Genomic DNA, 26,158 nt, shown 5'->3' on the forward strand with positions numbered 1-26,158 from the left:
GAGGGACGTGGCTGTTCAGCCTCCCCGCACCGGCCCGCCTTTTTCACGCGCGAACCGCACCGTGTGCGTGAACGTGTTGAACGGAGCGCTCCGTTCAACACGTTCACGCACGCACTGGTGTCAGTGGTCGCCGGGGCTGGTGGTGATGTGTCGCCATAGAGGTATGGAATACGGCAGTCCGGATCTGTACGACCGACACCGGAAGGTGATGGCGCACTGGCCCCCGCTCTTCTACTCCGCGCCGCTGGAGATCGTCGCCGGGGAGGGCCGCGAGCTCATGGCCGCCGACGGGCGCCGCTACCTGGACTTCTACGGTGGGGTGGCGGTCAATCTCCTCGGCTACGCGGATCCCGAGCTGGACAAAGCCGTCAGCGAGCAGATGGCCAGCGGAGTGGTGCACTGTTCGACCTTCTACCTGCACCGCAAGCAGGTGGAGCTCGCCGAGGCCGTCGCCGCCCGGTCCGGGATCCCCGACGCCGCGGTCTTCTTCACCACGTCGGGGTCCGAGGCGGTGGAGGCGGCGCTGCTCGCGGTGCGGGAGTTCCGCGGGGCCGAGCGCGTGCTGGCGGTGGAAGGCTCGTACCACGGAAGGACGTTGGGAGCGCTGGCCTGCACCGGCCAGCCCGCCTGGCAGGGGCGGGTGCGCAACCCGTTCCCGGTGACGTTCCTCGACGAGCGGCGGGATCTCTCCGCGGAGGTCGGTGACGACGTCGCCGCCCTGATCGCCGAGCCGGTGCAGGGAGTCGCCGGTGCGGTGCCGCTGGCGCGGGGCCGCCTGCGCGGCTATCAGGACGTCCTGGCCCCGGCCGGGGTGCCGCTGGTGGTGGACGAGGTGCAGACCGGGTGGGGACGCACGGGCCGCTGGTGGGGCTACGAGTGGCACGACGTGCGGCCGGACGTGATCGTTTTCGCCAAGGGGCTGGGGGGCGGCTTCACCATCGGCGGGGTGGTCGGCCGGCGGGAGATCCTGGACGCGCTGCCGATGCCGTCGATCTCGACGTTCGGCGGCGGCCCGCTGGCGGCGGCCGCGGGACTCCGCGTCGTACAGGCCGTCGAGGAGCGGGGCCTGGTGGCGCACGCGGGCCGGCTGGGGCGGCTCCTCGCGCACGAGCTGGGCCGCCGCCTGGGCGACCGCGCGCGGGTGCAGGGGCAGGGGCTGCTGCTCGGCATCGCCTTCCACGACGCGGCGGGCGAGCCCGACGCGGCCCTCGCGGCAGCGGTGCACGAGGAGTGCCGCCACCGTGGGCTGCTGGTGGGCCTGGGCGGAACGGCGGGGAACTGCCTGCGCCTGATGCCGCCGCTGACCTTGACCGAAGAGGAGGCACGCTGCGGCACGGAGTTGCTCGTCGCGGCGGTCGCCACCTGTTCATGACTGTTTTTCGCGACAGGTACTGGAGGAGATCGAATGAACAGCGAAGCACAGCACTCCGGATCTGCGGAGCGGTTCGCGCTCACCCCGGTTCAGCAGGCCTACCGGCTGGGCCAGGAGGAGGGGCCCCTGGGGGGCGTGGCCTGCCACATGTACTTCGAGTTCGACGGGACCCGGCTGGACACCGAGCGCCTGGCCGCCGCGGTGGAACAGGTGCAGCAGCACCACGCGCTGCTGCGGGCGCGCTTCGACGATCTCGACCAGGCCCGCGTCGGCGCCCGCGCACCGGCCGGACTGCGCCCGGAGAACCGGCCGTTGGAGCAGGTGCGGGAGGAAATGGCCGCCTCGCACCCGGTGATGGACGGCGGCGGCGGGCTGGACGTGCGGGTGAGCGAGCTGCCCGACGGCGGTTCACGGCTGCATGTCGGCCTGGCCCTGATCGCCGCGGACCCGCCCAGCATCCACACGGTCCTGCGGGACCTGGCGGCCGCCTATCGGCGTGAAACGCTCACGGATCCCGCGGAGTTCGACTTCTCCGCCTTCGCCGCGAGCCGGGCCGCCGCGTCCGGCGCACATGAGGCACCCGAACAGCTGCCGAACCCGCCGAAGCTGCCGTCGTCCGCCTCCGCCGACCACGTCGTCGGCGCTCGTTTCGTGCGCCACCCCGTCCCGCTCGACGCCCAGGTGATGGAACGCCTGGACCGCCGGGCCGCGCGGGAGGACGTCGCCGTGACGGACCTGCTGTTCGCCGCCTTCGCCCATACCGTGGACCGCTGGAGCGAGGTGGACGACTTCGTCCTGAACGTTCCCGACTTCACCCGCCCCGCAGGCGCCGAGGGCGTGGTCGGCGACTTCAGCACGCTGCGGGCCGTTCAGGTTCCGCTGTCCCGCGCCGACAGCCTGCGAGAAGTGGTGTCCCGGGCCGCGGCGGCCCTGCGCTCCGAGGCGCCGACCGTGCACGACCTGGTGTCCTGGGCGCGCGAGCGCGGGCAGGACCTGCGCACCCTGGGCGTCGTGTACACCCGGGTCGGCGCGCCGTGGGCGCCCGCGTCGTGCACGGAGACCTTCGGCCCGATGAGCTGGATGATCTCCCAGACGCCCCAGGTCCACCTGGACTGCCTGGTCGCTCCCGCGTACGAGGGCGGTCCCCCGGAGATGGCCTGGGACGTCGTCGAGGAGATGCTGCCCGCGCCCGTCGTGGAGGCGATGGCCGGTTACTGTGCCGCGACCCTCACGGCGCTGGCCGACGGCGACTGGGATCTGCCCGCGGACCTGCCCCTGCCCGACGACCAGCGCCGCGCACGCGCCGACGTGAACGCCACGGAAGCGGAGACCTCCGACCTCCTGCTGCACGAGGCCGTCCTGCGCCATGCCGCACACGAGGGCGACCGGCCCGCTCTGTTCAGCGACCGCGTCCGCTGGAACCGGACCCAGCTCGCCGATGCCGCCCTGCGCACCGCCTCGCTGCTCGTGGACCGCGGCCTGAGCGCCGGCGACCCCGTGGGGGTGTGCCTCAGTGACGGCGTGGACCAGGTCCAGGCCGTGCTCGGGGTCCTGGCGGCGGGCGGCTGTTACGTGCCGATCAGCCCCGAGCAGCCGACGGAGCGCCGTAAGAACGTCCTCAAGCGCGCCGGGGCACGGTTCGTCCTCTGCGACCGGGAACTGGCGGAGGAGAGCGAGGGCGAACGGTACGCGCAGGACGTCGCGCAGTCGTCTCCCGCGCCCGATGTCCCGGCGGACGCCCCGCTGTTCTACCTGCCGCTCGCTCTCGCCGACCGGGCCGCACCCCTGAGCGAGCCGGTGCGGGTCTCGCCGCGATGTCCCGCGTACATCATCTTCACCTCCGGTTCCACGGGCCAGCCCAAGGGCGTGGAGGTCTCCCACCGGTCGGCGATGAACAGCATCCTCGACCTCAACCGGCGCTGGGACGTCGGCGCCGCCGACAGGTGCCTGCCGATCTCCGCGCTCGACTTCGACCTGTCCGTGTACGAGATCTTCGGCCCGCTCGTGGCCGGCGGCTCCGTCGTCATCGCGGCCCCGGAGCAGCGCCGCGACCCCGCGCAGTGGATCCGGCTGATGAACGAACACCGGGTCACCGTCTGGGACTCGGTGCCCGTACTCCTCGACGTGCTGCTCACCCAGGCCGAGGAGAGCAGCGGGCCGGAGTCGCTGAGGCTCGTGATGACGGGCGGCGACTGGGTGCCCGTCGACCTGCCGGGACGCCTGCACGCGCTGCTCCCGCAGGCACGGTTCGTGGCGTGCGGCGGTGCCACGGAGGGCTCCATCTACTCCAACTTCTACGAGGTCGAGGCGGTCGACGAGGACCGGGCCTCCATCCCGTACGGCTATCCGCTCGCGAACCAGCGGTACCGCGTCGTGGACTCCGCCGGGCGGGACTGTCCGGACCTGGTACCCGGCGAACTCTGGATCGGCGGCGCGGGAGTCGCCACCGGGTACCGCAACGACGAGGAGCGCACCCGGGAACGGTTCGTGACCGTGCACGGCCACCGCTGGTACCGCACCGGCGACCTGGGGCGCTATTTGCCGGGCGCCGTCATGGAGTTCCTCGGGCGCATCGACCATCAGGTGAAGGTGAACGGCTACCGCATCGAACTGGGCGAGATCGAGTCGGTGCTGGGCCGGCACGACGCCGTGGCCCGCGCGGTCGCCCTGGTGGCCGGCGAGACGTCCGCCCGGCGCATCGTCACCTATCTCCAGCCGGAGAGCGGGAAGATCGACACGGACGCGGTGCGCCGGCACGCGACCCAGTGGCTGCCCGAATACGCGGTGCCCGAGGAGTACCTCCTGCTGCCCGACTTCCCCCTGAACCAGAACGGGAAGATCGACCGCAGGAAGCTCGCCTCCTGGACCACGCCCGACGTCGCGGCCGTCACCGAGGAGCCGGTCCGGGAGGGTACGGAGTCCGCCATCGCCGCCATCTGGTCCGACCTGCTGGGCCAGGAGGTCCGGGCCCGCAACGTCGACTTCGACCGCATGGGAGGCAACAGCCTGCTGTCCATGCGCCTGACCCAGCGCCTGTCGAAGATCGCCGACACGTCCTTCACGCTGCGGCAGGTGCAGAAGGCCACCACGATCGCCGACCTCGCCCATCTGGTCCGCACCACAGGTGCGCAGGCGAAGGAGCACACCTCGTGAGCATCACGCTGCCCGAACCGGCCCGTACGTGGCTGAGGCCCCTCGGCGACGCGGGCGACACCGCCCTGGTCTGTTTTCCCCACGCGGGAGGAAGCGCGAGCGTGTTCGGCTCCTGGAAGAGCCACCTGCCGGAACACCTGGCCCTGCTGGGCGTCCAGTACCCCGGTCGCGCGGACCGCGGCGACGAACCGATGTCCGGTCAACTCCAGTCCCTCGCACAGCAGATCGCCATGGCGCTGCAGTGGGCCCGCTTCCCCTATGTCCTGCTGGGACACAGCATGGGTGCCCTCCTCGCCTACGAGACGTGTCTGAGCCTCGCCGACCTCGGCCTCGGACACCCCGAGCAGCTCATCGTGTCCGCCAGCCCTCCGCCCGACCAGGCCCCGGCGCGCAGCCGGAGCGACGTCAGCGGCCGGGTCCTCAGCCTGCCCGGGCCCGACGAGGGGGACCAGGAAGCCCGTCAGCACTTCGCGCAGCTCGTGGAGACGGATCTCCGGCTCCTGCGGGACTACGAACCCACGGGCCGCCGGGTGCAGACCCCCCTCACCTGCCTGTACAACACCGACGACCCCGACATGAGCGCTCAGGACGCCGAAGAGTGGCGGGCGTTCACCACCGAGGACTTCCGCACCCAGGAGCTGCCCGGAGGGCACTTCTCGTGTGTCGAGGACCCGCAGGCCGTGGGGGAGATGCTGAGGCAGCTGCTGAGCCCTCGGGGCCAGGCGGCGCGCGGCGAGGCAAGACGGGCATAACGGCTATTATCCGGGGCATACGAAGAAAGAATTCGCATTACTGCTGATTGTTGGCCAAATCTTCCCGTTCGGTAATGCAGGTGCCGAATCCGGTCGACGCGATCGCACGGAGCCCCATGCCGAAGAACCCCAACACCGCGCTCGCGCCCCTGCTGCGCGAGGCGGGGATGTCGAACAGCGACCTCGCCCGCGCCGTCAACCAGCTCGGGTCACGGCAGAACTGCCGGTTCCGTTACGACCGCACGGCCGTGGCCCACTGGCTCGGCGGATCACGGCCGCGGCGGCCCGTTCCCGACCTCGTGGCGCAGATCCTGTCCATGAGCCTGGGAAGGATCGTTACACCCGCGGAGACCGGACTCCTCGCGGGAGACACCGCGCAGCGGCCCCCGCACCCCGCGTCCGCCGACCGGGCCCTGCGGGAGCTGGGCGCGGCGGAGAACGATCCACAACAGCGCGGAGCCCTTCTCCACCTTCCGTGGTCGGCCTCCTCGTGCACCGGCGGCTCCGCGCCGGGCGGTCCGGCGGGCACCGCCGAGGTGGGCGTGGGGCCACGCCCGCTGCGCGGCGTCGACCATGAGGTACTGAGTCTCTACGGCACGCAGTTCAACACCCTGTTCGAAGCCCGCGGCAGTGGCGCCGCCCGCACCGCGCTGCGCGCCTTCGTCACGGTGGACGCCGTCAGCTATCTCACCTCGCAGGCCTCCGCGGCCCAACGACAGTCCGTTCAGCTCTCCGTCGCCCGCCTCGCCCTTCTCCTCGCCTCCGCCACCTTCGACGCTCACCACCTCGGCCTCGCGCAGCGCTACCACCGGGCCGGTCTGGCCCTCGCCCGCGAGGCCGACGACGTCAACCTCCAGGCGATCATCCTGCGCACCATGTCCAACCAGGCGCGCACCATCGGGTTCCTCGCCGACGCCAGGGAACTGGCCGAGGCGGCCGCCCGCCTCCGGCGACAACTTCCCTCTGCCACGCGGGCGTTCCTCCTGTCCGGCAGCGCCGCCATCCACGCGGCCGAAGGAGACGAACGCCGCTCACTGGCCTGCCTGGACGAAGCCGATCACTTCGTCCAGGCGGCCACGGCCGCGGCGTCCGATCCGTACGCGGCCTACAGCCGGGCCGCCTTCGAGCATCAACGCGGCGAAGTCCTCGCCCTGCTCCGGCACCACGAGCCCGCCGTCGCGGCCTTCTCCGCGTCCCTGGAGCGGCGGCCGGACGAGCACCACCGCACGCGGGCCATCACCACCTGCCTGAAGGCGATGACACAACTCCGCATGGGGCATCTGGAGGCCGCCTGCACCAGCCTGCGCGAGACCCTGCACGAGCGGGCCCAGGTCGACTCCCCGCGGCTGGAACATCTGCTGCACACCCTGCACCAGGAAGTACGGCCCTACCGACGCCACCCCCAGGTCTCCGCCCTCCTCCAGCAGCACGGGCCTCACCCGCATACAGGCGCCTCCGCGCCGACGGCGTACCCGGTGCTTCCGTCGCAGTCCTCCGCGACGACCAGGCGGGATGCGCGCGCGGCCGCCCGCGTCTGCCCCGGCTCCGGCGCGACGACCTGACCGGTAAGGCCACGGGACTCGCTCGCGACCTGCATCTGCGCCAGCACGAAGGGATCCTGCACAGCTACCTCGTCACCTCGAAGGGGCCTCTGTGTCGAATCTCGTCCGCCGACACCGGAGCCACCAATCCCCGGTGGCCGATCGAGTGACCGTCGCGCCATCACCCGGCCGCGGCTCTCGTCGTGGCTGGTCGCGCAGTTCCCCGCGCCCCTGAGATGCGCACTTCGTGCGCCATCTCATCGGCCCCCGGAGGAGAGGCGCATGACCTCAGCTTCCGGTGGAGAGGCGCGCGAAGCGCTCCCTCAGGGGGAGGCTGCGCGGCAGCGCATGCCTCAGGGGCGCGGGGAACTGCGCGAGAAGCGGCCACCGGGCCGCGCGCGAAGAACTGCCCGACAGGGGCGCGGGGAACTGCGCGACCAGCCCCCGCGCACCCGCGGTCGCGAACCGTCCGCAATCTCCCGGGCTACTGGGCGATGTCGGCGTAACCCCGGATGTCCCGGGGCGAGCGCGACCCCGGCCCCACGTAGCGGGCCGAAGGACGGACCAGGCGCCCCGTGCGCTTCTGCTCAAGGATGTGCGCCGACCACCCAGCCGTCCGCGCACAGGTGAACATCGACGTGAACATGTGCGCCGGCACCTCGGCGAAGTCGAGCACGATGGCCGCCCAGAACTCCACGTTCGTAGCGAGCACACGGTCGGGCCGCCGCGCGTGCAGCTCGGCCAGCGCGGCCTTCTCCAGCGCCTCCGCGACCTCGAAGCGCGGGGCACCCAGCTCCCGGGCGGTCCGCCGCAGCACCCGCGCCCGCGGATCCTCGGCCCGGTACACCCGGTGCCCGAAGCCCATCAGCCGCTCACCCTTGTCCAGCGCCCGCTTCACGTACGCGTCGGCGTCCCCGCTCCGCTCGATCTCCTCGATCATCCCGAGCACCCGCGACGGAGCGCCCCCGTGCAGCGGCCCGGACATGGCCCCGACGGCACCCGACAGCGCCGCCGCCACATCGGCCCCGGTGGAGGCGATGACCCGGGCCGTGAACGTGGAGGCGTTCATGCCGTGCTCGGCGGCGGAGGTCCAGTACGCGTCGACGGCCGCGACGTGCTTCGGGTCCGGCTCCCCGCGCCAGCGGATCATGAACCGCTCCACGACCGACTGCGCCTTGTCGATCTCGCTCTGCGGCACCATCGCCACCCCCTGCCCGCGCGCGGACTGGGCGACGTACGACAGCGCCATGACGGCGGCCCGCGCCAGATCGTCGCGGGCCCGCCGCTCGTCGATGTCGAGCAGCGGCTTCAGGCCCCACACGGGCGCCAGCATCGCCAGCGCGGACTGCACGTCGACGCGGATGTCACCGGAGTGGACGGGGATGGGGAACGGCTCGGCGGGCGGCAGCCCGGGATCGAAGGCCCCGTCGACCAGCAGCCCCCACACGTTCCCGAACGACACATGGCCGACCAGATCCTCGATGTCGACGCCCCGGTACCGCAGGGCGCCGCCTTCCTTGTCCGGTTCGGCGATCTCCGTCTCGAACGCCACGACGCCTTCGAGGCCGGGTACGAAGGACGGGTCGAAGTCGGACATCAGGCGGCTCCTCTTGATGCGTGGACAGGTCTTCCCCGTGATGCCCCGTGGGGCGGGCTGCTCAACCGTTTCGGCACTTGGAAGATAGACCTCGGTGCCACAGTTGGCGAGAGTTCGCGGCACTCAGTGCCATGTCTCACTCCGGGTGCGGCGGCGTCCCGCCGTCCGGCAGGATGACGCCGTGAACGACACACCCGACCCGGCCGGCATGCGCGAGCAGTACCGCACCCACGAAGGCGGCCTGCACGAGTCCGATCTCGCCCCGCACCCCATGCGGCAGTTCACGCACTGGTTCAAGCAGGCGGCCGCCCCCGGCTCGCCGCTGGCCGAGCCGAACGCCATGGTGGTCTCCACCGCCGACGCCGAGGGCCGCCCCAGCTCGCGCACCGTGCTCCTGAAGTCCTACGACGACGAGGGCTTCGTCTTCTACACCAACTACGGCTCCCGCAAGGCGCGCGAACTCGCCGTCAACGCCCACGTCGCGCTGCTCTTCCCCTGGCATCCGATGAGCCGGCAGGTCCTGGTGACGGGGGTGGCGGAGCGGACGTCGCGGGAGGAGACCGAGGCGTACTTCCACTCCCGGCCGCACGGGTCGCAGCTCGGGGCGTGGGCCAGTGAGCAGTCCGCCGTGCTGGCCTCCCGGGCCGAACTGGACGCCGGGTACGCGGCGCTGGTCCGGCGCTATCCTCCCGGCACCGCGGTGCCGGTGCCGGATCACTGGGGCGGGTTCCGGGTGCGTCCCGAGGCGGTCGAGTTCTGGCAGGGGCGTGAGAACCGTCTGCACGACCGCCTCCGCTATGTCCTGGCCGGACCGGCCTGGCGGGTGGAACGCCTGAGCCCGTGACGGGTTTCGTCTTTCGTCTGCGGCCCGGTGGGGGCTGGTCGCGCAGTTCCCCGCGCCCCTGAGAGGCCTGCGGCCTTCAGGGGAAGCTGCGCGCAGCGCATGCTTCAGGGGCGCGGGGAACTGCGCGAGAAGCGGCCACCGGGCGGCACCCGGCGACACACGCCCTAAAGCCCCGCCAGCACCCCGTCCAGAAACGGCTCGACGGCGGCGCGCCACGCCTCGGGCTGGTCGTAGTGCACGAGATGCCCGGCATCAGCCACTTCGGCGTACTCCCCCCTGGGAAGGACCCGCACCATTTCCTGGGCCTCCGCCCGCCCCAACTGCCCGTCCAGCCCCCGCACCACCAGCGCCGGACACCGCACGGCCGCCAGCTCCTCCCAGTGCGCGTCGAACACCCACGTCGAGCGCGCGGTCAGCATCTGCCGGCGCGAGAAGACGGGACGCCACCCGTCGTCGGACTCGGTCATCACCTCGGCGTAGAACTCCCCGCGCGCCGGATTCGGCCGCTCCACCCAGGGATCGTCCTCCCCGAACCACTTCCGCACGTCCGCGAGCGTCGCGAACGGCAGCGGCCACGTCTTGAACCAGTCCTCCCACTCCCGCTGGGAGGCGCCGCCCAGTGCGGACGCCCGCATGTCGCAGATCACCAGCCCCCGGACGAGATCGGGGCGCCGCGCGGCCAGCTGCCAGGCCGTGAGCGCCCCCATCGAGTGCCCGATCAGCACCGCGGGCTCAAGCCCGAGCTGCACCAGCGCCGCCTCCGCGTCCAGCACGTACGCCTCGCGGTCGAAAGGGCCCTGCGTCGGCTTGGCGCTCTTTCCGTGCCCGCGCTGGTCGAGGGCGACCGCCCGATGGCGCTCGGCCAGCCAGCGCGCCGTACCGGCCCAATGGGACGCCCGGCCCATCAGACCGTGCAGTAAGAGCACTCCCGGACCGCGGCCGGCCTCGGCCGCCTTGGGAGGGTCGGCGTACTCCCAGGCCGCCAGACGGACCCCGCCCGCTCCGGTCACGTCGATGCGCCGTGCCATAGGCCCTGGCACCCCCTTGTGGTCGCGCCTGCAGTCGCGTACCCGCGCACGCTATCGAACCTTTTTTCGAAAGCGTGATGCTCCCCGACAACACCCCTCGTTCGAGTGACAACGCTCAAGGAATGACCGGCGCCACCGAGGGGATCTCTTCCTCGGGAGGCGGACCGCTCGGGGAAAACGGTCCGTGGGGAATGACCCTGGGAGCTCGGGGCTCCGGGTCAGCACAGGGGAGGACAGGCCCCGGCGCCGCAAGGCGCCGGGGCCCTCTGCGTGACGGGCAGGAACATCCGCCGGGCCGGGCCGCTCCCGCTTCCCGCGAGCCCGTCGTGCCCCGAACGGCCGGTCCATCCCAGGCCCCCTCCGGTCATATGCCTCACGCGACAGCCTTGCACGCAGAGCGTCGGAGCGCTGCGATTCCGCACAGTGAATCTTGCTTTCTGCACAAACGCGCAGCATGCGCGAATATCAGTCAACTCCCGGCCGTACCAAGGATGTTGACGTCAGGCACCGGAACGTCACCGCGCGGGTTCCCCCAGCCCCACGCGGCCCACCGGGCATACCGCGGCACACGCTCCCGCACGCGCCCGCCGCCGCCCTGGGATCAGCCGGTCAGCGCTTGGCCACGAAGACGTGCGAGGCGACCTCCGCCTCCAGCTCCGCCGCCTCACCGCTGCTGCCCACGAGCACCCCGCCCGGCGACTGCGTCACGCTGACCACCGAACCGGGCTGGACGCCCGCCCGGCGCAACGTGTACATCAGCTGCGCGTCCGTCTGGATCGGCTCGCCGATGCGGCGCACGACGACGGTCATGCCGTCCCCGCTCGCGTCCAGATCGGCGAGCGAGACCATGCCCTCGTCCAGGAACGGATCCGCGCCGTCCTTCTCGCCCAGCTCCTCCAGGCCCGGAATCGGGTTCCCGTACGGCGACTCGGTCGGGTGGCGCAGCAGCTCCAGAACGCGCCGCTCCACCGCCTCGCTCATCACGTGCTCCCAGCGGCAGGCCTCCGCGTGCACCTGCTCCCACTCCAGGCCGATCACGTCGACCAGCAGACACTCGGCGAGCCGGTGCTTGCGCATGACGCGGGTCGCCAGCCGGCGGCCCTCGTCGGTCAGCTCCAGGTGGCGGTCGGCGGCGACGGCGACCAGGCCGTCCCGCTCCATCCGGGCCACGGTCTGGCTGACCGTCGGGCCGCTCTGGTCGAGCCGCTCCGCGATCCGGGCGCGCATGGGGACCACACCTTCCTCCTCCAGCTCGAGGATGGTGCGGAGGTACATCTCCGTGGTGTCGATCAGTCCGGACATACGTGCCCCTCGTATAGCTGTGTAGCTACGCGGCAGCCCCGCTGGCTGGCCGCACAGCGCGTGCGCTGGCCCTGACGTCAATTCTGACGCATACCGCTGACAACCGTGCCGCGCCAGGGGAAGCCCGGGGAAACCAGGGGTCCGGCGCGCTCCGGGGGTGTATTGACAGAGCACTGGTCCAGACCGCACGGTGATCCGCGACACAGAGCGGGACCGTCAGACCCAAGGGGCTACGCCGATGAGCGACAGCAGCACACTGGCCGCGCAGTACCTCGACGCCTCGATCGCCCTCCTGGAGCGGGTCAGGGACGAGGAGGCGGCGAACATCGAAGCGGCCGGCACCCTGCTGGCCGACACCGTCACCGCGGGCGGCCGCCTCTTCGCGTTCGGCGCGGGGCACTCCTCGCTCGCCGCGCAGGACGTCGTCTACCGCGCCGGAAGCCTCGCCCTGATGAACCTGCTCGCCGTGCCCGGCGCGGTCGGCGTCGACGTCATGCCGGCGACCCTCGGCTCCGCCCTGGAGCGGGTGGACGGCCTGGCCTCCGCCGTCCTGGACGCCAGCCCCGCGACGTCCGGCGACGCCCTGGTGATCATCTCCCTCTCGGGCCGCAACGCGCTTCCGGTCGAGATGGCCACGCACGCCCGCGCCCTCGGTCTGAAGGTCATCGGCGTCACGTCCCTGTCCTACGCGACCGGGCCCGACGCGCCCACGTCCCGGCACTCCTCCGGCACGTTTCTGCGCGACCACTGCGATGTGGTCCTGGACTCGAAGATCGCCGTGGGGGACGCGGAGCTCACCCACGAGGGCGTGGACGCGCCCTTCGCCTCGGCCTCCACCATCACCACCAGTGCGCTGATGCAGTCCACCCTGGCCACCTGCGCCGCCGTCCTCGCCGACCGGGGGGTTCAGCCTCCGCTGCTGCGGTCGGGGAATGTGGACGGGGGCCACGCCTGGAACGCCAAGGTCTTCGACGACTACCGGGACCGCATCTTCTACCAGCACTAGACCGCACCCCGGGCTGCCTTCGTCCGCGGCCCGGTGGCCTCTTCTCGCGCAGTTCCCCGCGCCCCTGAGATGCGCACTGCGTGCGCCATCTCATCAGAGGCGCGCCACCCGCCCTCCACCAGTGGTGCGCCACTCGCCCTTCCTCAGAGGCGCGCGAAGCGCAGCCTCAAGGGGAGGCTGCGCGGCAGCGCATGCCTCAGGGGCGCGGGGAACTGCGCGAGAAGCGGCCACCGGCCGGCAGCCGAGCGACTGCCCGGCCAGGTCAGCCCGTCAGATCCACCGCGCCGGCGATCAGCGCGGCCACGCTCTCGGCGTACATGGCGTCACCCCGCTCGAACCGAACCCGGCTGCCACCCCGCAGAAACGTCACGACACCCAGCGTCCGCCCCCGACTGCGCAGCACCGCGCACAAGGCGTACCGGCTCCCCTCGGGCCACTGCCGGGCCGCGGCCCAGGCCACCTCGTCGTCGGTGCTCGCGGCAGCGGCCCGTACCGAACCGGCCCGCTCCACGCACTGCACCGCCGGATGCCCCTCCCCGTACCGCACCGGCAGCGCCCCGCGCGTCACCAGCAGCCCCGGACCGGGCGCCCCCGACGGCGTCGCCGCGGCCCGCACCAGCCGCACCGGATCCTCGCTCACCAGCAGATCGACCACGGCATGGTCGGCGAACCCGGCCAGCGCGAAGTCCAGGTGAACCGTCGCCGCCTCGGCCGGATCCTCGCACTCGGCGGCGGCCCGCGCCGCCCGGTGCAGCTGGTGCGCCCGGAACCGCAGCTGCGCGGCCTCCTGCTCGGTGTGCTTGGCCTCGGTCACGTCCTGGAACAGCCAGCCGACCCCGAGCGGCACCGGCTCCTCCGCGAGCGGCGAGGCGAGCCGCACGAACCCGCTCCGCCAGCACCGCCGCTCCTGCTTCCCGTGCTGGTCGTGCCTGTCGTGCCTGTCGTGCTTGTCGTGCTTGTCGGAGGGGGCCCGTACCGTCACCCACACCTCCATCGGCGACGGCGGCGCCCCCTCCGACAGCACGTGCGCGAGCGCGCCCTCCAGCTCCTCCACACCCTGCGAGATCAGCTCGCCCAGGGGCCGCCCGAGCACGGCGGTGCGCCCGGAGCCGAGCGCCCGCGCCGCGTGCGCGTTGACCACGGCGGGCCGCAGGTCGGCGTCGACGAGCACCACGCCCCACGCGGCGTCCTCGAACAGCGCCTCGCTCAGGGCGATGGACCGCTCCAGATCGATCTGCGCGTGCACCTCGCTGAAGGCGCAGTACACGCCCGCGGGCTTCCCGTCGGACCCGCGCACGGCGGCGGACTGGGTCCGTACGAGAACCCGGCCGCCTTCCTTGGTGACGAGGGCGAACTCGTGGACCTGCCGCCCCGACGCGTGCATGGCGGCCAGCAGCCGCTCCTGGACCTCCTCGGCGTCGGCGGCCCGCACGGCCCAGCCCGCGAACCCCTGCCGCCCGACGGCCTCCGCCGCCGACCAGCCGAGTATCCGCTCGGCCTCGCGGTTCCAGTGGGTCACCACTCCGTCGGCGTCGAACGCGCACAGGGCGGCGTCCATCCCGTCGAGCAGCGCGGCCAGCAGATCGGCCCCGTCGGGCTCGTCGGGTCCCAGTTCGTCGGTGGTTCCACTACGCCGTGAAGCACTCACCTGGCACCACCCCCCGCAGGCTGTGTCGGCGTCCTGCTCGGATCATTCAACTCGAACGTGACGCATCCCACATGGAGTTCTGTCAACTTCGGAGAAATCGAGCGGCAGGTGGAATCAGGTGAACTCACGGGTCCAGCATGCAGTCCATGACCGAACCCGGCGCAACCCCCGGTGGCTCGACCGCGGCCCGAAAAACCGGTTGAGCGGCATCGGGCGGCTCCCTAGGCTGTGTCGTACAGACTGAAAGGAGGTGGTTCGGAGCATGTATGCACACCGGACGTCTGAGGTGACTGCGGGCTAGAGCCCGACGTCGCATCACGTATTCGGCGCCGGACCAGCCGGCCCAATTCCAAGCAGTCACCCGACCCGTGAGCTGCCGGTACGTCCGGCCGGCTTCCACCCGTTCCGACGGGGGAACCACGGCTCGCGGGTCGCCTGCGTCCAGGGCCGGTGCCGGTCAGCCCTTGCTGACCGCCGCCAGGATCTCCGGCAGCCGGTCCGCCGTGCGCGGGGCCGCGAGGCGCAGCCCCAGGACGGTGAGCGCGGCTCCGTACGCCGCGCCGACCGGCAGCAGCGTCCAGGCCCAGGAGTCCGCGCCCGTCGCGTGCAGCGCGATCGTGAGCGCGATGACGGGCGCGCACAGCAGGGCCGCCGCGACCATGCCGCCGAAGATCGCTATCCAGGCCAGTCCCGCCTGGCCGGGCGCCACGTTCTTGTAGCCCTCCTGCGGGATCGAGTACGGGAACCGCGCCGACGTCCAGGCGCCCGTGGCGAGCATCGCGCCGAGCAGCGCGAAGGACAGCCCGAGCGCCTCCGGCAGGGCGTGCCAGGCGCCGAGCAGCGCCGTGGTGACCACCGTGACCAGAGCCGAGTACGGGAGTGTGATCAGCAGCAGCGCCAGCGTGCGGGCGCGCAGTTCCGCGTAGGCGTCCCGGGCCGAGGAGATGGTCATCGCCACCATCCAGAACGCCGAGGTGTCCTGGCCGAACTGGTTGTACATCTGGATGCCGAGCATCCCGGCGGCGAAGCACGCGAAGTAGACCGAGCCGGTGCCCTGGAGCGCGTTGAAGACCGGCACGATCAGGCCGATGGCGAGCGAGGTGACCCAGGCCGCCTTGGTCTTCGGATCGCGCCAGACGTAGCGCAGGCTGCGCTCCATGACGGCGCCGGTGCGACCGCCCGGAAGCACGCGCGGGCCGGTGCGGCGGGTGCGGCGAGTGGGTTCGGCGGCCTGGAGGGTGGAGCCGTCGGGCGCGGTCATCAGCCGGTCCAGGGCCCGCCGCCAGAGCAGCAGCAGCCCGGCGAGCGCGGCGCCGCAGAGCGCGAGTTGGGCGACAGCCGTGCCGTACGCGCCCCCGCCCGCCGAGTCCACCGCGCCGATCGCCGACGCGGGCGGCACCCAGCGCAGCACCTGCCCGGTGGGGTCGAGCGCGTCGATGCCGCCCGCCGAACCCAGCTTGCGCACCCCGAAGTTGACGAGCTGGGCGCCGACCGCGATGACGAGACCGCTGAGCACGGCGAGATCGCGGCCCTTGCGGCTGGTGAGCAGCCTGATGTTGGCGGCGGCCACCGTGCGGGCCAGCGCGACGCAGGTGAGCAGGGCGAGGGGGACGGCGACGACGGCGGCCACCGCGCCGGCCGCCCCGCGCGCGGCCGCGTACCCGGCGCCGCCGAGCGCGCAGAGCGTGAACAGCGGCCCGATGCCGACGAGCGAGGAGACGAGGAGCCCGCGCACCAGCGGATCGGTGCGCAGCGGCAGCATCACCAGCTTCGTCGGGTCCAGGGTCTCGTCGCCGCTGGGGAAGAACAGCGGGAACACGGCCCAGCCGAGGGCGAGCAGCAGGGCGAGCAGGACGCCGACGGTGGCGGCGTGCGCGTTTCCGTGCAGCAGGATCAGGCCGAGCAGGAGCAGCGCGGTGAGCAGCAGCACGAGCGCGGCCGAGACGAGATAGGCGGCGAGGCGCCCGCCGGACTGCCGCAGTCCGTTGCGCAGCAGGGCGAGCTTGAGCCGGACCAGGGTCCCGGTGAGGGGCGCGGCGCCGGTCATGCCGGGGTCCCGGGCTGGTTGCCGAGCCAGTCGAGCGTGCCGCCGTCGGCGCGGCCCTGCGCCCCGACCAGCTCCAGGAACGCCTCCTGGAGGGATCCGGCCGATCCCCGTACGTCGGCCAGCGGGCCCTGGGCCCGGATCTGTCCGGCCGCCATCACCGCGACCCAGTCGCACAGCGACTCCACCAGCTCCATGACGTGCGAGGAGAACACGACGGTGGCGCCGGACCGGGTGAACCGTTCGAGGACACCGCGGATGGTCTGCGCCGAGACGGGGTCCACGCCCTCGAACGGCTCGTCGAGGAAGAGGACTTCGGGGTTGTGGAGGAGCGCCGCCGCGAGACCGATCTTCTTGCGCATCCCGGTGGAGTAGTCGACGACCAGTTTGTGCTGGGCTGAGGCGAGGTCGAGGACGTCGAGCAGCTGCCCGGCCCGTTTGTCGACCTCGGCGCCGGGCAGGCCGCGCAGGCGCCCGGTGTAGCCGAGGAGTTCGCGCCCGGAGAGCCGCTCGAAGAGGCGCAGGCCCTCCGGGAGGACGCCGATCCGGGCCTTCACCGCCGCGGGATCGGCCCAGACGTCGTGGCCCGCGACCTGGACGGTGCCCCGGTCGGGGCGGAGCAGTCCGGTGACCATGGACAGGGTCGTGGTCTTGCCCGCGCCGTTCGGTCCGACCAGGCCGATGAACCGGCCCGCGGGAAGCGCGAGTTCGATCCCGGCGACCGCGGTCTGCCGTCCGAAGGACTTCCAGAGGTCATGTACGCGTACGGCCGCCGCTGGCTCGGTCATGGGTGAACCCTATGCGTGCCGGGCCCCGGCCCCCAGCGGGCGCCGCGCCGCTACCTGCGCCCGCCTTCGCGCCCGCACGCGTACGCCAGTGGCGAGATCAGCTCCTCGGCGTCCGGCAGCCAGCGGTTGGCCGCGGTCGGCCGGCACGCCCACTGCACGGCGCCCTGGCTGCCGAAGCGGGTCGGGGGAGCGGCGACGAAGGCGCCCTCGCCGAGCGCGACCAGGTCGAGCGAGGCGGGCGGCCAGCCCAGCTTCCGTACGAGGTCGGGGACCTTCAGGGTGGCGCCGGGCAGGACGAAGAACTGCATGCGGCGGTCGGGGGTGCAGGTGACCGGGCCGAGGGTCAGTTCCATGCGCTCCATGCGGGCCAGGGCGAGGAACCCGGCGGTCTCGGGAACGTCGATCGCGTCGAACGTACGGCCCGTGGGGAGCAGGATCGAGGCCTTCGGCTGCTTCGACCACACGCGGCGGGCGACGGTGGCGCTGCCGGTCGCCTGGGTCGCCCAGTCGTCACGCGCAGGGTGCGCGCCGGGGCGCGCACACTGGAGGTCCTCGCACGAGCAGCGCTGGACGCCGTCGTCGAACTCCAGCCAGGTTCCGGGGAACACGTCCCAGTGCCGCTCCTCCGCATAGCGTACGGCGGTGTCCAGCAGGGATTCGCCGCGCTGGTTGGGGATCTGGCCGGACGCCGTGACAGGGCTGCCGGGGCTGACGGGTGAGGTGACGTCCGAGGTGCCTGCGATGGTCTCTTCCACGTCGTTCTCAACTCCCGCCCTTCCCTCGGGTTACGGGCGCACGTAAGGAGGAGGAGGGAGCATCGTTCCCGCATGTGGGGCGCATGGGTGCATGGGTGGGGGCGCGCATGGGCAACGGCAGCGGGGGCCGGGTAGCCACGGACCAGAAAGCGAGGGGCGAGGGGGAGAACGCCTGAGAGGCTTATGCATTTAGTACCCGTTTGTGATGCATCTTCCGTTTGTCCGCCGGGCATTGATCCACCGATGCCAGTGACGATCTGACGACCTAGTGACCAGGATCCTGGGGACAGCAGGGGGTACGCCATGGCCGCACGGCCACTCGTAGCGCGACAGCCCAACGAACGGCTGCAGGCACTCATCCAGGAGGCGGGCTGCTCGAACGCCGGCCTTGCCCGCCGGGTCAACATGTGCGGAGCGGAGCACGGCCTCGACCTGCGCTACGACAAGACGTCCGTGGCCCGCTGGCTGCGCGGGCAGCAGCCGCGCGGCCGGGCGCCGGGGATCATCGCGGAGGCGCTCGGCCGCAAGCTCGGCCGGACCGTCACGATCGACGAGATCGGGATGGCCAACGGCAAGAACCTCGCGTCCGGCGTCGGACTCCAGTTCTCGCCGACCGTGCTCGGCGCCATCGAGCAGGTCTGCGAGCTGTGGCGCAGCGACGTGGGCCGCCGCGACTTCCTCTCGGGTTCGTCCGTCGCCTCCTCGGCGCTGGTCGAGCCGAGCCGGGACTGGCTGATCTCGGTGCCGGACTCGCAGGTGGCCAGGACGGCCGGGCCGCGCGTGGGCCCGTCCGACGTGGCGGCGGTCAAGGCGATGACGCAGGCGCTGACCGACCTCGACCACCAGTACGGCAGCGGACATGTCCGGCCCGTGGTGGTGCACTACCTGAACAGCGTGGTCAGCGGGCTGCTCGCGGGCTCCTACCGGGAGGCCGTGGGGCGCGAACTGTTCGCCGCCGTCGCGCGGTTGACGGAGCTGGCCGGGTACATGGCCGTCGACACCGGCCAGCCGGGCCTCGCCCAGCGCTACTACATCCAGGCGCTCAGGCTGGCCCAGGCGGCGGGGGACCGCGGTTACGGCGGATACGTACTGGCCGCGTCCATGAGCCACTTGGCGGCCCAGCTCGGCAACCCGCGCGAGATCTCCCAGCTCGCCCGCGCGGCTCAGGAGGGGGCGCGCGGGCGCGTGACGCCGCGCGCGGAGGCGATGTTCCACGCCGCCGAAGCGCGCGGCCACGCGCTGCTCGGGGACGCGCGGTCGGCGCAGAGCGCGGGCGGCCGGGCGCTGGTCGCGATGGACCAGGCCGACGCGCACTCCGGTGACGACCCGGCCTGGATCGCCCACTTCGATCCCGCCTACCTCGCCGACGAACTCGCCCACTGCCACCGGGATCTGGGGCAGGCGCGGGAGGCGGCGCGGTGCGCGCAGGAGTCGCTCGACGGCCATCCGCAGTCGCGGGCCAGGCGCCGCGCCATCGGGCTTGTGCTGCTCGCGACGGCGCAGGTGCAGCAGCGCGAGGTGGAACAGGCCTGCCACACGGGACTTCGGGCCGTGGAACTGCTCGGTACGCTCCGCTCGAACCGCGGCGCGGAGTACCTGGAGGACTTCAAGGAGCGGCTCGAACCGTTCCGCGAGGAGGCCGTGGTGCGGGAGTTCGGGGCGCGGGTGGAGCTCCAGGCCGCCGCGTAGGAAACGCTGTTCCGGCCCGGTGCTTAAACAGCGCCATCACGGCTGGTTTTGTTACTCCTGTCACGGGGGAGGCTCCCGGGATTTGAGCTGCGTAGCACGGGCGTGCGAGGACCCGGTAGCGTGAGCCGACGATTCCGCAATCAGTTATGGTCCCCCATCCGTAGTAGGAGTCCCGGTGACGCAGCAGAGCGGACAGAGCGGGCAGGACGAGAGTCCGCACCTTCCGCAGGCCCGGCAGGCACACGAAGGTGTCGTGCTGCCTGCCGACGGCGGTGAGCCCCTGTTGCCGGGCACGTTCGGCGACCAGACCGCGCCCGGAGGCCCCGCGGGGCCCGCCGGCGCCAGCCCCTGGGGGCAGCCGTGGGGCCCCGAGTCCCAGCAGGCGCAGGCCGCCCAGCCGATGCCGACGTACGAGTGGGGACAGCCCGCCGCGCAGCCGCCGGTCGCGCCCCCGCAGCAGCCCGCCGGCGCGCTGCCGCCGCACCAGCAGGCGCCCCCGCACGCGCTGCCGCAGCAGTACGCCCAGGCCGGGCCGATGCCGCCGGCCGCGCCGCAGGGCGGGTACGACGGCGACGCCACGCAGTACATAGCCCCGCAGGGCGCCGGTGACGCGACGCAGTACATACCGCCGCAGACGGCCGCGTCCCCGCTGCCGCCGGAGGCCCCGGCCGAGTCCACGCAGTTCCTCGGCCGCGCGGTGCAGCAGCAGCCGATGCAGCAGATGCCGCCGCAGCAGCCGATGCCGGGCGCCATGCCCGGCGCGGACAGCGAGGCGACCCAGTACATCCCGCCGGTGCCCGGCGAGCCGCAGGCCGCGCCCTACGGCATCCGCCCCGGCACCCCGGGCGACCGGCAGCCGCCGGCCGAGTTCGACGCGCTGTTCCGTACGGAGCCCGAGGGCCCGGCCGCGTCCACCCAGCAGATGCCGCGGTTCGACCCGCACGCCCAGCAGGCCGCACGCGCCCCGCAGGCCCCGCAGGGCGGCGGATACGTGCCGCCGGTGGAGCCGCAGGGCTACGCGCCCGCGCCCGCCTCGCGCGGCAAGTCCCGCACCGGCTCGAAGGTGCCGCTGATCGCCGCGGTCGGCGTCGGCATCCTCGTCCTCGGCATCGGCGCGGGCGCCCTGCTCAGCGGGGGCGACGACGACAAGAAGGCCGACGCCACCACGACGGTCTCGGACTCCTCGTCCGCGCCCGCCGAGTCCGGGGCGCCGGCCGCCGACCCGGCCAAGGAGCAGGCCGTCGCCCTCGACAAGCTGCTCGCCGAGTCCAACAACAGCCGGTCCGCCGTCGTACGGTCGGTCGGCAACACCGAGGGCTGCAAGGAACTGCCCGCCGCCGCGAAGGACCTGCGGGCCGCCGCGCAGCAGCGCAACGACCTGGTGACCAAGCTCGGCGCCCTGTCCGTGGACAAGCTGCCGCAGAACGCGCAGCTGACCGACGCGCTGACCAAGGCCTGGAAGGCGTCCGCGTCGGCGGACAGCCACTACGCGGCCTGGGCCGACCAGGTCGCGGGCAACAAGAAGCTCTGCCACAAGGGCCGCGCCAGGTCGACGCCGCAGCGCGGGGCCGGGGACGCGGCCAGCAGCACGGCCTCCACGCAGAAGGCGGCGGCCTCGAAGCTGTGGAACGCGATCGCGTCCAAGTACGGGCTGACCCCGCGGTCGCCGATCCAGCTGTAGCACCGCAGGACCACGGAAGGGGCGCGGAGCCGACGGCCCGCGCCCCTTCCGCGTACGGCGGTGTCAGGTCGCGTCCGCCAGGGTCCTCATCACATCCACCGACGAGGCGCGCGTCGCCTCCAGCCGGCCGTCGCGCACCTGCTGGAACGTGACCCGCGCGTTGACCAGCCGGGGGTAGCCGCCGGCCGCGGACATGTGGTCGTAGTCCCAGCGCAGCGACGGCGTGAGGCCGCCCGTCGTGACCTTCAGGCCCTTGTCGAGGGTCCGGCGCACGCTGTCCGAGGTCACCTCGCCGTCGCCGATCGCCTCGACGACCTGCCGCAGCACGGTGTACGCGATCCAAGTCGTCTGCACGCCCGCGTCCGCCGGGTCGATCCGGTTGTCGCCGAACGCCTTCTCGTTGATGGCCTGCTTCATCCGGTCCCAGCGCCGATCGCTCGTCGCCGGGTACCAGCCGGTCACGTACGCGCCCTCGTAGACGCTCCGCGCGCCGCCGGAGCGGTCGACGGCGGACTGGTCGACGCTGCCGAGCACGCTGGCCGTGCGCACCTTCGGATAGGCGTCGCGCAGCCGCCGGAACGAGTCGAAGAACGTGGTCGTCCGCTCGCCGAGCGCGGCCACCACGCACCCCTCGCCGTCCGGCACGGCGCTCGCCGTGCGCAGCGCCTCGACCGCCTGGTCGTTGTAGTCGGTGGCGTCCTCGGCGGCCCGCAGGTCGGTGGCGGCGGGGCGGTGGCGCAGGGCGAGGCCGGTGTCCATCAGGGAGACGAGTTCGTCGCCCGCGGCGGTGTCGGGCCGGACCAGCACGGTGCGCGCGCACTCCCCGGCGAGCTGCTGCCCGTTCCCGGCGAGCAGGGCTGCCTGGCCGCCGTTGACCGGATAGGACAGCGGGCTGGTGAACTCCGATTCGGACACCCCGTAGCCGCCTATGTAGGGGATGCCGGCCGATTCGAGCGGGGACATGAACGAGCGCCCGTACTGGCTGTACGAGCCGACGACGGCGACGACGTGCTGGTCGACGGCCCTGCGGGCGCACTTCGCGGCACCCACGCTGTCGTTGTGGTCGTTGCAGGTCAGCACCTTCAGCGGGCGGCCGTCGAGACCGCCGTGGGCGTTGACCCAGCGCGCGTACGCCTGGGCCACGGCCGGCATGCCCGGCTGGTTCGTCGCCGCCGTCTTCACCGGCGCCCAGGTCATCACGGTGACCGGCTGGTCCCCCGAGTCCCCCGTGAGGCCGGGGACCAGCCCGCAGCCGGCGGCCAGGGTGGTGCCCGCGACGAGAGTGGTGACCCTCCGCAACAGACGGAAGGTGCGCTGGACGGTGCTGGAGAGAGGGCGCTTCCCGCCCGTGCCGGTCATGATCCCGCACGATTCCCGCACCTTCCCAACCCGGAGGTGACCAGCGGTCAACGAGTGGTGACGCCCGGGTGAATTACGGGGGGCGGTCGGCGCGCCCGCGGGCGGCACGTACGATCGATGACCGTGCAAAGCTCGGAGAAGTCTTCCCGCCGCGGCCGTCGCTCCACGAGGATGGACGGCATGCCACTCAACGACATGCCGTGGTGGCGCTGGCGCAGCAATGTGCGCTCCGCGCTGCACATGCTCTCCGATCCGTCCTTCCAGCAGGACGTCTGGCTGGCCGGTGTCGACGGGTACGGAGACGTGACCGACGCCGTGTACCGCCTCGTCGAGGACACCTGGCTGGACAACTGGTCGGCCGAGAAGTACGTGGGGACGATCTTCCGGGACGCGCGGGAGGCGGCGCTCGTCGACTCCGCGGTGCTCAAGGTGCTGCGCATCATGCACCAGGTCGGGCCGGACGCCCCCGTCTCCGTCTACCTCCGGCACGAGGGCTGGCCGGACGCCGTGCACGCGGCCCGCGAGGCCCACGTCCAGCTCGCCACGAGCGACGGCGAGGACCCCGACACCGCGCCGCGCACCCTGGAAGTGCTGCGGATCGTGACACGGGCCGCCTAGGACGTACGGGCTGTCCGGTCACCGGGACGGCGGGTCGGCGGCGGGCGGGGTGTGCGAACCTTGCCCCTATGAACGCGCAGTCCGCAGCCGCCGCCGGTCCCGATCAGTACGTCCTCACCCTGTCCTGCCCCGACAAGCAGGGCATCGTGCACGCCGTGTCGAGCTATCTCTTCATGACCGGCTGCAACATCGAGGACAGCCAGCAGTTCGGCGATCACGACACCGGGCTGTTCTTCATGCGGGTCCACTTCAGCGCGGACGCCCCGGTGACGGTGGAGAAGCTGCGGGCCAGCTTCGCCGCGATCGGTGACTCGTTCCGGATGGACTGGCAGATCCACCGGGCCGCCGACCGGATGAAGGTCGTGCTCATGGTCAGCAAGTTCGGGCACTGCCTGAACGACCTGCTTTTCCGGGCCCGGATCGGCGCGCTGCCCGTCGACGTCGCCGCCGTCGTCTCCAACCACACGGACTTCGCCGAGCTGGTCGCCTCGTACGACATCCCCTTCCACCACATTCCCGTGACGAAGGACACCAAGGCCGCCGCCGAGGCGCAGATTCTCGAACTGGTCCGCGCCGAGCAGGTCGAGCTCGTCGTGCTCGCCCGGTACATGCAGGTGCTCTCCGACGACCTGTGCAAGCAGCTCAGCGGGCGCATCATCAACATCCACCACTCGTTCCTGCCGAGCTTCAAGGGCGCCAAGCCGTATCACCAGGCGCACGCCCGTGGTGTGAAGCTGATCGGGGCGACGGCGCACTACGTCACCGCCGACCTCGACGAGGGGCCGATCATCGAGCAGGAGGTCGAGCGGGTCGGGCATGACGTCACGCCCGATCAACTGGTCGCCATCGGGCGGGACGTGGAGTGTCAGGCGCTGGCGCGGGCCGTCAAGTGGCATGCCGAGCGCCGCATCCTCCTGAACGGCCGCCGCACCGTGGTCTTCGCCTAGCCCGTTGCCCCGGGCGCCCCCGTGGCCCCTTCCCGCGCAGTTCCCGCCGGGTACGGACTACCCGAGGCGCGGGTTCGCTACATGCGGCTCAAGGATGCCGTGGCGCGGAGGACGTCGCGGATCGCGGTGCGGTCGCCGAGCTGCCCCGCCGCCGCCTCCTCCGGAGAGACGTGCCCGGCGGCGAGACGGCAGAACTCCACCCCGTCCAGGGCGACATGAGCCACCTCCCGCTCGGCGGAGCCCACACCGGTGGCCGAGTCGAGGGCGATCAGCCACTCACCACCCCCGGCCCCCTCGACCTCGAGCCGAAGACTGCGCCCGGGCACCTCGTCACCGACCGGCGCCGCGAGCCCGGCCTGCCGCCGCCCCGCCAGCGAGACCGGCAGCATCCGGGCGGCCAGATCGATCATCCGGTTCAGATGCCGCGGCGACGGCGCCGCGTACGGATAGTCGACGGCCTCCGCGATGTCCCCGGCATGCACCCAGCACTCGAAGGCCCGGTCGACCATGGCGTCCCGGAGCGGGAGCGCGAAGTCCCCGTAGGAGACCGGAAGCTGCCCGGTGCCGCCGGCGCCCGACCCGTCCTCCCCGGCGAACGACACGGTACGGATCACGGCATGCGTCTGATCCCGCCACGGCGCCCGCACGGCCCGCGTCGGCGGGAAGTACGAGGCCCTCCAGTACGCCTCGGTGCGCTCCAGCGGCGCGAGCCTGTCCCGGCCCGCCGGACCGGCCGGGTCGTCGAGCCCGAGCGACCGGGCGACCAGGCCGTCGACACAGGTGAGATGGGCGATGACCCCGGCGACGGTCGTCCTCCGGCTGACCTGCTCGTTTCCCTCGTACCAGCGCAGCCGGACCGGCGCGTGCCACTCCGGGTCGCCGAAGTCCTGGAGCAGCGCGTCGAGCCGCGCGGTCTCGGCGTCGTACGGGGTCGTCCAGGCGGGGACCGGGACGCGCGGCGGGCGCCGGGTGAGGCAGCCCTCCAGGACGCGGGCGCGGAGCAGCGGATCGAGGTCCAGGGTCTCCTCGGGATGCAGCAGCCCGACGGCGTCCCGCAGCCGCAGCGCCTCCTCGGCGCAGGTGCCGCACTCGTCGAGGTGGTCCTCGACGGCGACGGTTTCCTCGGGCGAGCAGGCGGCCAGCGCCCACGCGCCGAGCAGGGACTTGAGCACGCGGTGCTCCAGGACGAGCGGGGCGGGCGCGGGCACGTCGGGCAGCGGGGCCCCGGTGTCCTCGACGGAGCTGCGCGGTGTCGGTATCCGGGCCGCCGCGTCCGCGGCGCCACCGGTCTCGCCCGACCGGTCGGGCTCGTCGCCGAACGGGTCGTACGGGTCGTGGCGGCCCGGTCCGCCCGCCCCGCTCACGCCGGCCTCCCGTAGCCGCCGCCGGGCGGAGTGCCGCTGTCGTGGGCCGTGGACAGCAGCTGCAGTCCCAGGCGCAGCCGGCGGCGCGCCTCGTCCTCGGTGACGCCGAGGTCGGCGGCGGTCTGGCGGTAGTCACGGCGCTGGAAATAGGCCAGTTCGAGCGCGGCGCGCAGCGGAGCGGGCATGGACGTGACGATGTAGTCGGCGCGGGCGGCGGCGGAGGCGCGGCGCACCTTGCGCTCCAGGTCCTCGGTGGTGCCCCGGCCACTGCGCACGAGGGCCGCGGACTCGGTCTGCCGCAGCCGCTGCACGGCCTGCCGGTGGACGAGCGTGGCGATGAAGGAGCGCAGCGGGCCCGACTTGGGGTCGTAGGCCTCCGGGTTCTCCCAGATCTGGGTGAACACCTCGCGGGTGACCTGGTCCGCGGCGTCCTCGTCGTCCAGGACGCGGTGGGCCAGACCGTGCACCAGGGATGCGAAACGGTCGTACAGCTCTCCGAGCGCCGCGGCCTCGCCGTGCGCCAGGCGCTGCTGCATCCTCCGGTCCCAGCGGGACGGAGTGTCCTTGGGCATGGAGCCCCCTCACCGGCTGCCCGTACTTACTGCTGCTCGTGTACTGCTGTTCTCGAACTGCGTGCCTCTTACCCGAATGTAGTCCGCGTCACCGGCGA

20 protein-coding genes are annotated in these 26,158 nt (G+C 72.5%); 10 read left to right on the forward strand and 10 right to left on the reverse strand.

Going from position 1 to position 26,158, the window contains the following annotated elements; genetic code table 11:
• Positions 1 to 208: 208 nt before the first annotated feature.
• From ABII15_RS21695 to ABII15_RS21710, 4 genes are all read left to right on the forward strand, one after another.
• The gene (locus ABII15_RS21695) at positions 209 to 1,372 is read left to right on the forward strand and encodes an aminotransferase class III-fold pyridoxal phosphate-dependent enzyme (protein ID WP_353943976.1); all 1,164 of its coding nucleotides are present in this window, start codon (positions 209 to 211) and stop codon (positions 1,370 to 1,372) included.
• A 33-nt stretch (positions 1,373 to 1,405) separates the two neighbouring features.
• Positions 1,406 to 4,525 carry an amino acid adenylation domain-containing protein gene (locus tag ABII15_RS21700; protein ID WP_353943977.1) on the forward strand — a complete coding sequence of 1,040 codons (3,120 nt, stop codon included), beginning with the start codon at positions 1,406 to 1,408 and terminating at the stop codon, positions 4,523 to 4,525.
• Positions 4,522 to 5,277, forward strand: a complete 756-nt coding sequence (locus ABII15_RS21705) for an alpha/beta fold hydrolase (protein ID WP_353943978.1) — start codon at positions 4,522 to 4,524, stop codon at positions 5,275 to 5,277. Before ABII15_RS21700 ends, ABII15_RS21705 begins: the two co-directional genes overlap by 4 nt.
• A gap of 116 nt (positions 5,278 to 5,393) precedes the next feature.
• On the forward strand, positions 5,394 to 6,839 hold the full coding sequence (locus tag ABII15_RS21710) for a hypothetical protein (protein ID WP_353943979.1): 1,446 nt from the start codon (positions 5,394 to 5,396) through the stop codon (positions 6,837 to 6,839).
• Between the two features lie 463 nt (positions 6,840 to 7,302).
• On the opposite strand, the gene ABII15_RS21715 is transcribed toward ABII15_RS21710, so the two are convergent.
• Positions 7,303 to 8,415: a citrate synthase 2 gene (locus tag ABII15_RS21715; protein ID WP_353943980.1), complete on the reverse strand. Its 1,113-nt coding sequence runs from the start codon at positions 8,413 to 8,415 to the stop codon at positions 7,303 to 7,305.
• Positions 8,416 to 8,623: 208 nt separating this feature from the next.
• On the opposite strand from ABII15_RS21715, the gene pdxH reads away from it, so the two are divergent.
• Positions 8,624 to 9,259: a pyridoxamine 5'-phosphate oxidase gene (gene pdxH / locus ABII15_RS21720; RefSeq protein ID WP_353947146.1), complete on the forward strand. Its 636-nt coding sequence runs from the start codon at positions 8,624 to 8,626 to the stop codon at positions 9,257 to 9,259.
• Between the two features lie 164 nt (positions 9,260 to 9,423).
• Here the strand turns inward: pdxH and ABII15_RS21725 are convergent, their stop codons facing one another.
• Together ABII15_RS21725 and ABII15_RS21730 are read right to left on the reverse strand one after the other, a co-directional pair.
• Positions 9,424 to 10,287: an alpha/beta hydrolase gene (locus ABII15_RS21725; protein ID WP_353943981.1), complete on the reverse strand. Its 864-nt coding sequence runs from the start codon at positions 10,285 to 10,287 to the stop codon at positions 9,424 to 9,426.
• A 609-nt stretch (positions 10,288 to 10,896) separates the two neighbouring features.
• Positions 10,897 to 11,589: a metal-dependent transcriptional regulator gene (locus ABII15_RS21730; protein WP_351461291.1), complete on the reverse strand. Its 693-nt coding sequence runs from the start codon at positions 11,587 to 11,589 to the stop codon at positions 10,897 to 10,899.
• 238 nt (positions 11,590 to 11,827) lie between these two features.
• Between ABII15_RS21730 and ABII15_RS21735 the strand changes: the two genes are divergently transcribed.
• Positions 11,828 to 12,595 carry an SIS domain-containing protein gene (locus ABII15_RS21735; protein ID WP_353943982.1) on the forward strand — a complete coding sequence of 256 codons (768 nt, stop codon included), beginning with the start codon at positions 11,828 to 11,830 and terminating at the stop codon, positions 12,593 to 12,595.
• 262 nt (positions 12,596 to 12,857) lie between these two features.
• On the opposite strand, the gene ABII15_RS21740 is transcribed toward ABII15_RS21735, so the two are convergent.
• The 4 genes from ABII15_RS21740 to ABII15_RS21755 all read right to left on the reverse strand — a co-directional run bounded on the left by ABII15_RS21740 (position 12,858) and on the right by ABII15_RS21755 (position 17,818).
• The gene (locus ABII15_RS21740) at positions 12,858 to 14,243 is read right to left on the reverse strand and encodes a PAS domain-containing protein (protein ID WP_353943983.1); all 1,386 of its coding nucleotides are present in this window, start codon (positions 14,241 to 14,243) and stop codon (positions 12,858 to 12,860) included.
• A 457-nt stretch (positions 14,244 to 14,700) separates the two neighbouring features.
• Positions 14,701 to 16,290, reverse strand: coding sequence for a transporter (locus ABII15_RS21745; RefSeq protein ID WP_353943984.1), 1,590 nt, complete (start codon positions 16,288 to 16,290; stop codon positions 14,701 to 14,703).
• Entirely contained in the window at positions 16,287 to 17,075 is a 789-nt protein-coding gene (locus tag ABII15_RS21750) for an ABC transporter ATP-binding protein (protein ID WP_353943985.1), read from the reverse strand. Before ABII15_RS21750 ends, ABII15_RS21745 begins: the two co-directional genes overlap by 4 nt.
• A 50-nt stretch (positions 17,076 to 17,125) precedes the next feature.
• Positions 17,126 to 17,818: a bifunctional DNA primase/polymerase gene (locus ABII15_RS21755; protein WP_353947147.1), complete on the reverse strand. Its 693-nt coding sequence runs from the start codon at positions 17,816 to 17,818 to the stop codon at positions 17,126 to 17,128.
• A 315-nt stretch (positions 17,819 to 18,133) separates the two neighbouring features.
• Between ABII15_RS21755 and ABII15_RS21760 the strand changes: the two genes are divergently transcribed.
• Together ABII15_RS21760 and ABII15_RS21765 are read left to right on the forward strand one after the other, a co-directional pair.
• Complete coding sequence (locus ABII15_RS21760; RefSeq protein WP_353943986.1) at positions 18,134 to 19,519, forward strand: transcriptional regulator; 1,386 nt, start codon at positions 18,134 to 18,136, stop codon at positions 19,517 to 19,519.
• Positions 19,520 to 19,694: 175 nt separating this feature from the next.
• Positions 19,695 to 21,200, forward strand: a complete 1,506-nt coding sequence (locus ABII15_RS21765; RefSeq protein WP_353943987.1) for a hypothetical protein — start codon at positions 19,695 to 19,697, stop codon at positions 21,198 to 21,200.
• A 63-nt stretch (positions 21,201 to 21,263) separates the two neighbouring features.
• Here the strand turns inward: ABII15_RS21765 and ABII15_RS21770 are convergent, their stop codons facing one another.
• A complete protein-coding gene (locus ABII15_RS21770; protein WP_353943988.1) occupies positions 21,264 to 22,559 on the reverse strand; it encodes an ABC transporter substrate-binding protein in 1,296 nt (431 codons plus the stop codon).
• A 117-nt stretch (positions 22,560 to 22,676) separates the two neighbouring features.
• On the opposite strand from ABII15_RS21770, the gene ABII15_RS21775 reads away from it, so the two are divergent.
• Both ABII15_RS21775 and purU read left to right on the forward strand, forming a co-directional pair.
• Positions 22,677 to 23,177, forward strand: a complete 501-nt coding sequence (locus tag ABII15_RS21775) for a hypothetical protein (RefSeq protein ID WP_353943989.1) — start codon at positions 22,677 to 22,679, stop codon at positions 23,175 to 23,177.
• Positions 23,178 to 23,245: 68 nt separating this feature from the next.
• Entirely contained in the window at positions 23,246 to 24,124 is an 879-nt protein-coding gene (gene purU, locus ABII15_RS21780) for a formyltetrahydrofolate deformylase (RefSeq protein WP_353943990.1), read from the forward strand.
• Between the two features lie 77 nt (positions 24,125 to 24,201).
• Here the strand turns inward: purU and ABII15_RS21785 are convergent, their stop codons facing one another.
• Together ABII15_RS21785 and ABII15_RS21790 are read right to left on the reverse strand one after the other, a co-directional pair.
• A complete protein-coding gene (locus ABII15_RS21785; RefSeq protein WP_353943991.1) occupies positions 24,202 to 25,488 on the reverse strand; it encodes a zf-HC2 domain-containing protein in 1,287 nt (428 codons plus the stop codon).
• Positions 25,485 to 26,060, reverse strand: a complete 576-nt coding sequence (locus ABII15_RS21790; RefSeq protein ID WP_353943992.1) for a sigma-70 family RNA polymerase sigma factor — start codon at positions 26,058 to 26,060, stop codon at positions 25,485 to 25,487. The genes ABII15_RS21785 and ABII15_RS21790 overlap by 4 nt, the downstream gene beginning before the upstream one ends.
• Between the last annotated feature and the right edge of the window lie 98 nt (positions 26,061 to 26,158).

This window comes from Streptomyces sp. HUAS MG91 (assembly GCF_040529335.1).
GTDB lineage: Bacteria > Actinomycetota > Actinomycetes > Streptomycetales > Streptomycetaceae > Streptomyces > Streptomyces tabacisoli.

Bases quoted from the DNA above. Each gene is read 5' to 3' on its own strand.
- ABII15_RS21700 (WP_353943977.1), top strand. From the start codon at position 1,406: ATGAACAGCGAAGCACAGCACTCCGGATCTGCGGAGCGGTTCGCGCTC.
- ABII15_RS21725 (WP_353943981.1), bottom strand. From the start codon at position 10,287: ATGGCACGGCGCATCGACGTGACCGGAGCGGGCGGGGTCCGTCTGGCG.
- ABII15_RS21710 (WP_353943979.1), top strand. From the start codon at position 5,394: ATGCCGAAGAACCCCAACACCGCGCTCGCGCCCCTGCTGCGCGAGGCG.
- ABII15_RS21715 (WP_353943980.1), bottom strand. From the start codon at position 8,415: ATGTCCGACTTCGACCCGTCCTTCGTACCCGGCCTCGAAGGCGTCGTG.
- ABII15_RS21695 (WP_353943976.1), top strand. From the start codon at position 209: ATGGCGCACTGGCCCCCGCTCTTCTACTCCGCGCCGCTGGAGATCGTC.
- ABII15_RS21790 (WP_353943992.1), bottom strand. From the start codon at position 26,060: ATGCCCAAGGACACTCCGTCCCGCTGGGACCGGAGGATGCAGCAGCGC.
- purU (WP_353943990.1), top strand. From the start codon at position 23,246: ATGAACGCGCAGTCCGCAGCCGCCGCCGGTCCCGATCAGTACGTCCTC.
- ABII15_RS21750 (WP_353943985.1), bottom strand. From the start codon at position 17,075: ATGACCGAGCCAGCGGCGGCCGTACGCGTACATGACCTCTGGAAGTCC.
- pdxH (WP_353947146.1), top strand. From the start codon at position 8,624: ATGCGCGAGCAGTACCGCACCCACGAAGGCGGCCTGCACGAGTCCGAT.
- ABII15_RS21745 (WP_353943984.1), bottom strand. From the start codon at position 16,290: ATGACCGGCGCCGCGCCCCTCACCGGGACCCTGGTCCGGCTCAAGCTC.
- ABII15_RS21770 (WP_353943988.1), bottom strand. From the start codon at position 22,559: ATGACCGGCACGGGCGGGAAGCGCCCTCTCTCCAGCACCGTCCAGCGC.
- ABII15_RS21760 (WP_353943986.1), top strand. From the start codon at position 18,134: ATGGCCGCACGGCCACTCGTAGCGCGACAGCCCAACGAACGGCTGCAG.
- ABII15_RS21730 (WP_351461291.1), bottom strand. From the start codon at position 11,589: ATGTCCGGACTGATCGACACCACGGAGATGTACCTCCGCACCATCCTC.
- ABII15_RS21775 (WP_353943989.1), top strand. From the start codon at position 22,677: ATGACCGTGCAAAGCTCGGAGAAGTCTTCCCGCCGCGGCCGTCGCTCC.
- ABII15_RS21735 (WP_353943982.1), top strand. From the start codon at position 11,828: ATGAGCGACAGCAGCACACTGGCCGCGCAGTACCTCGACGCCTCGATC.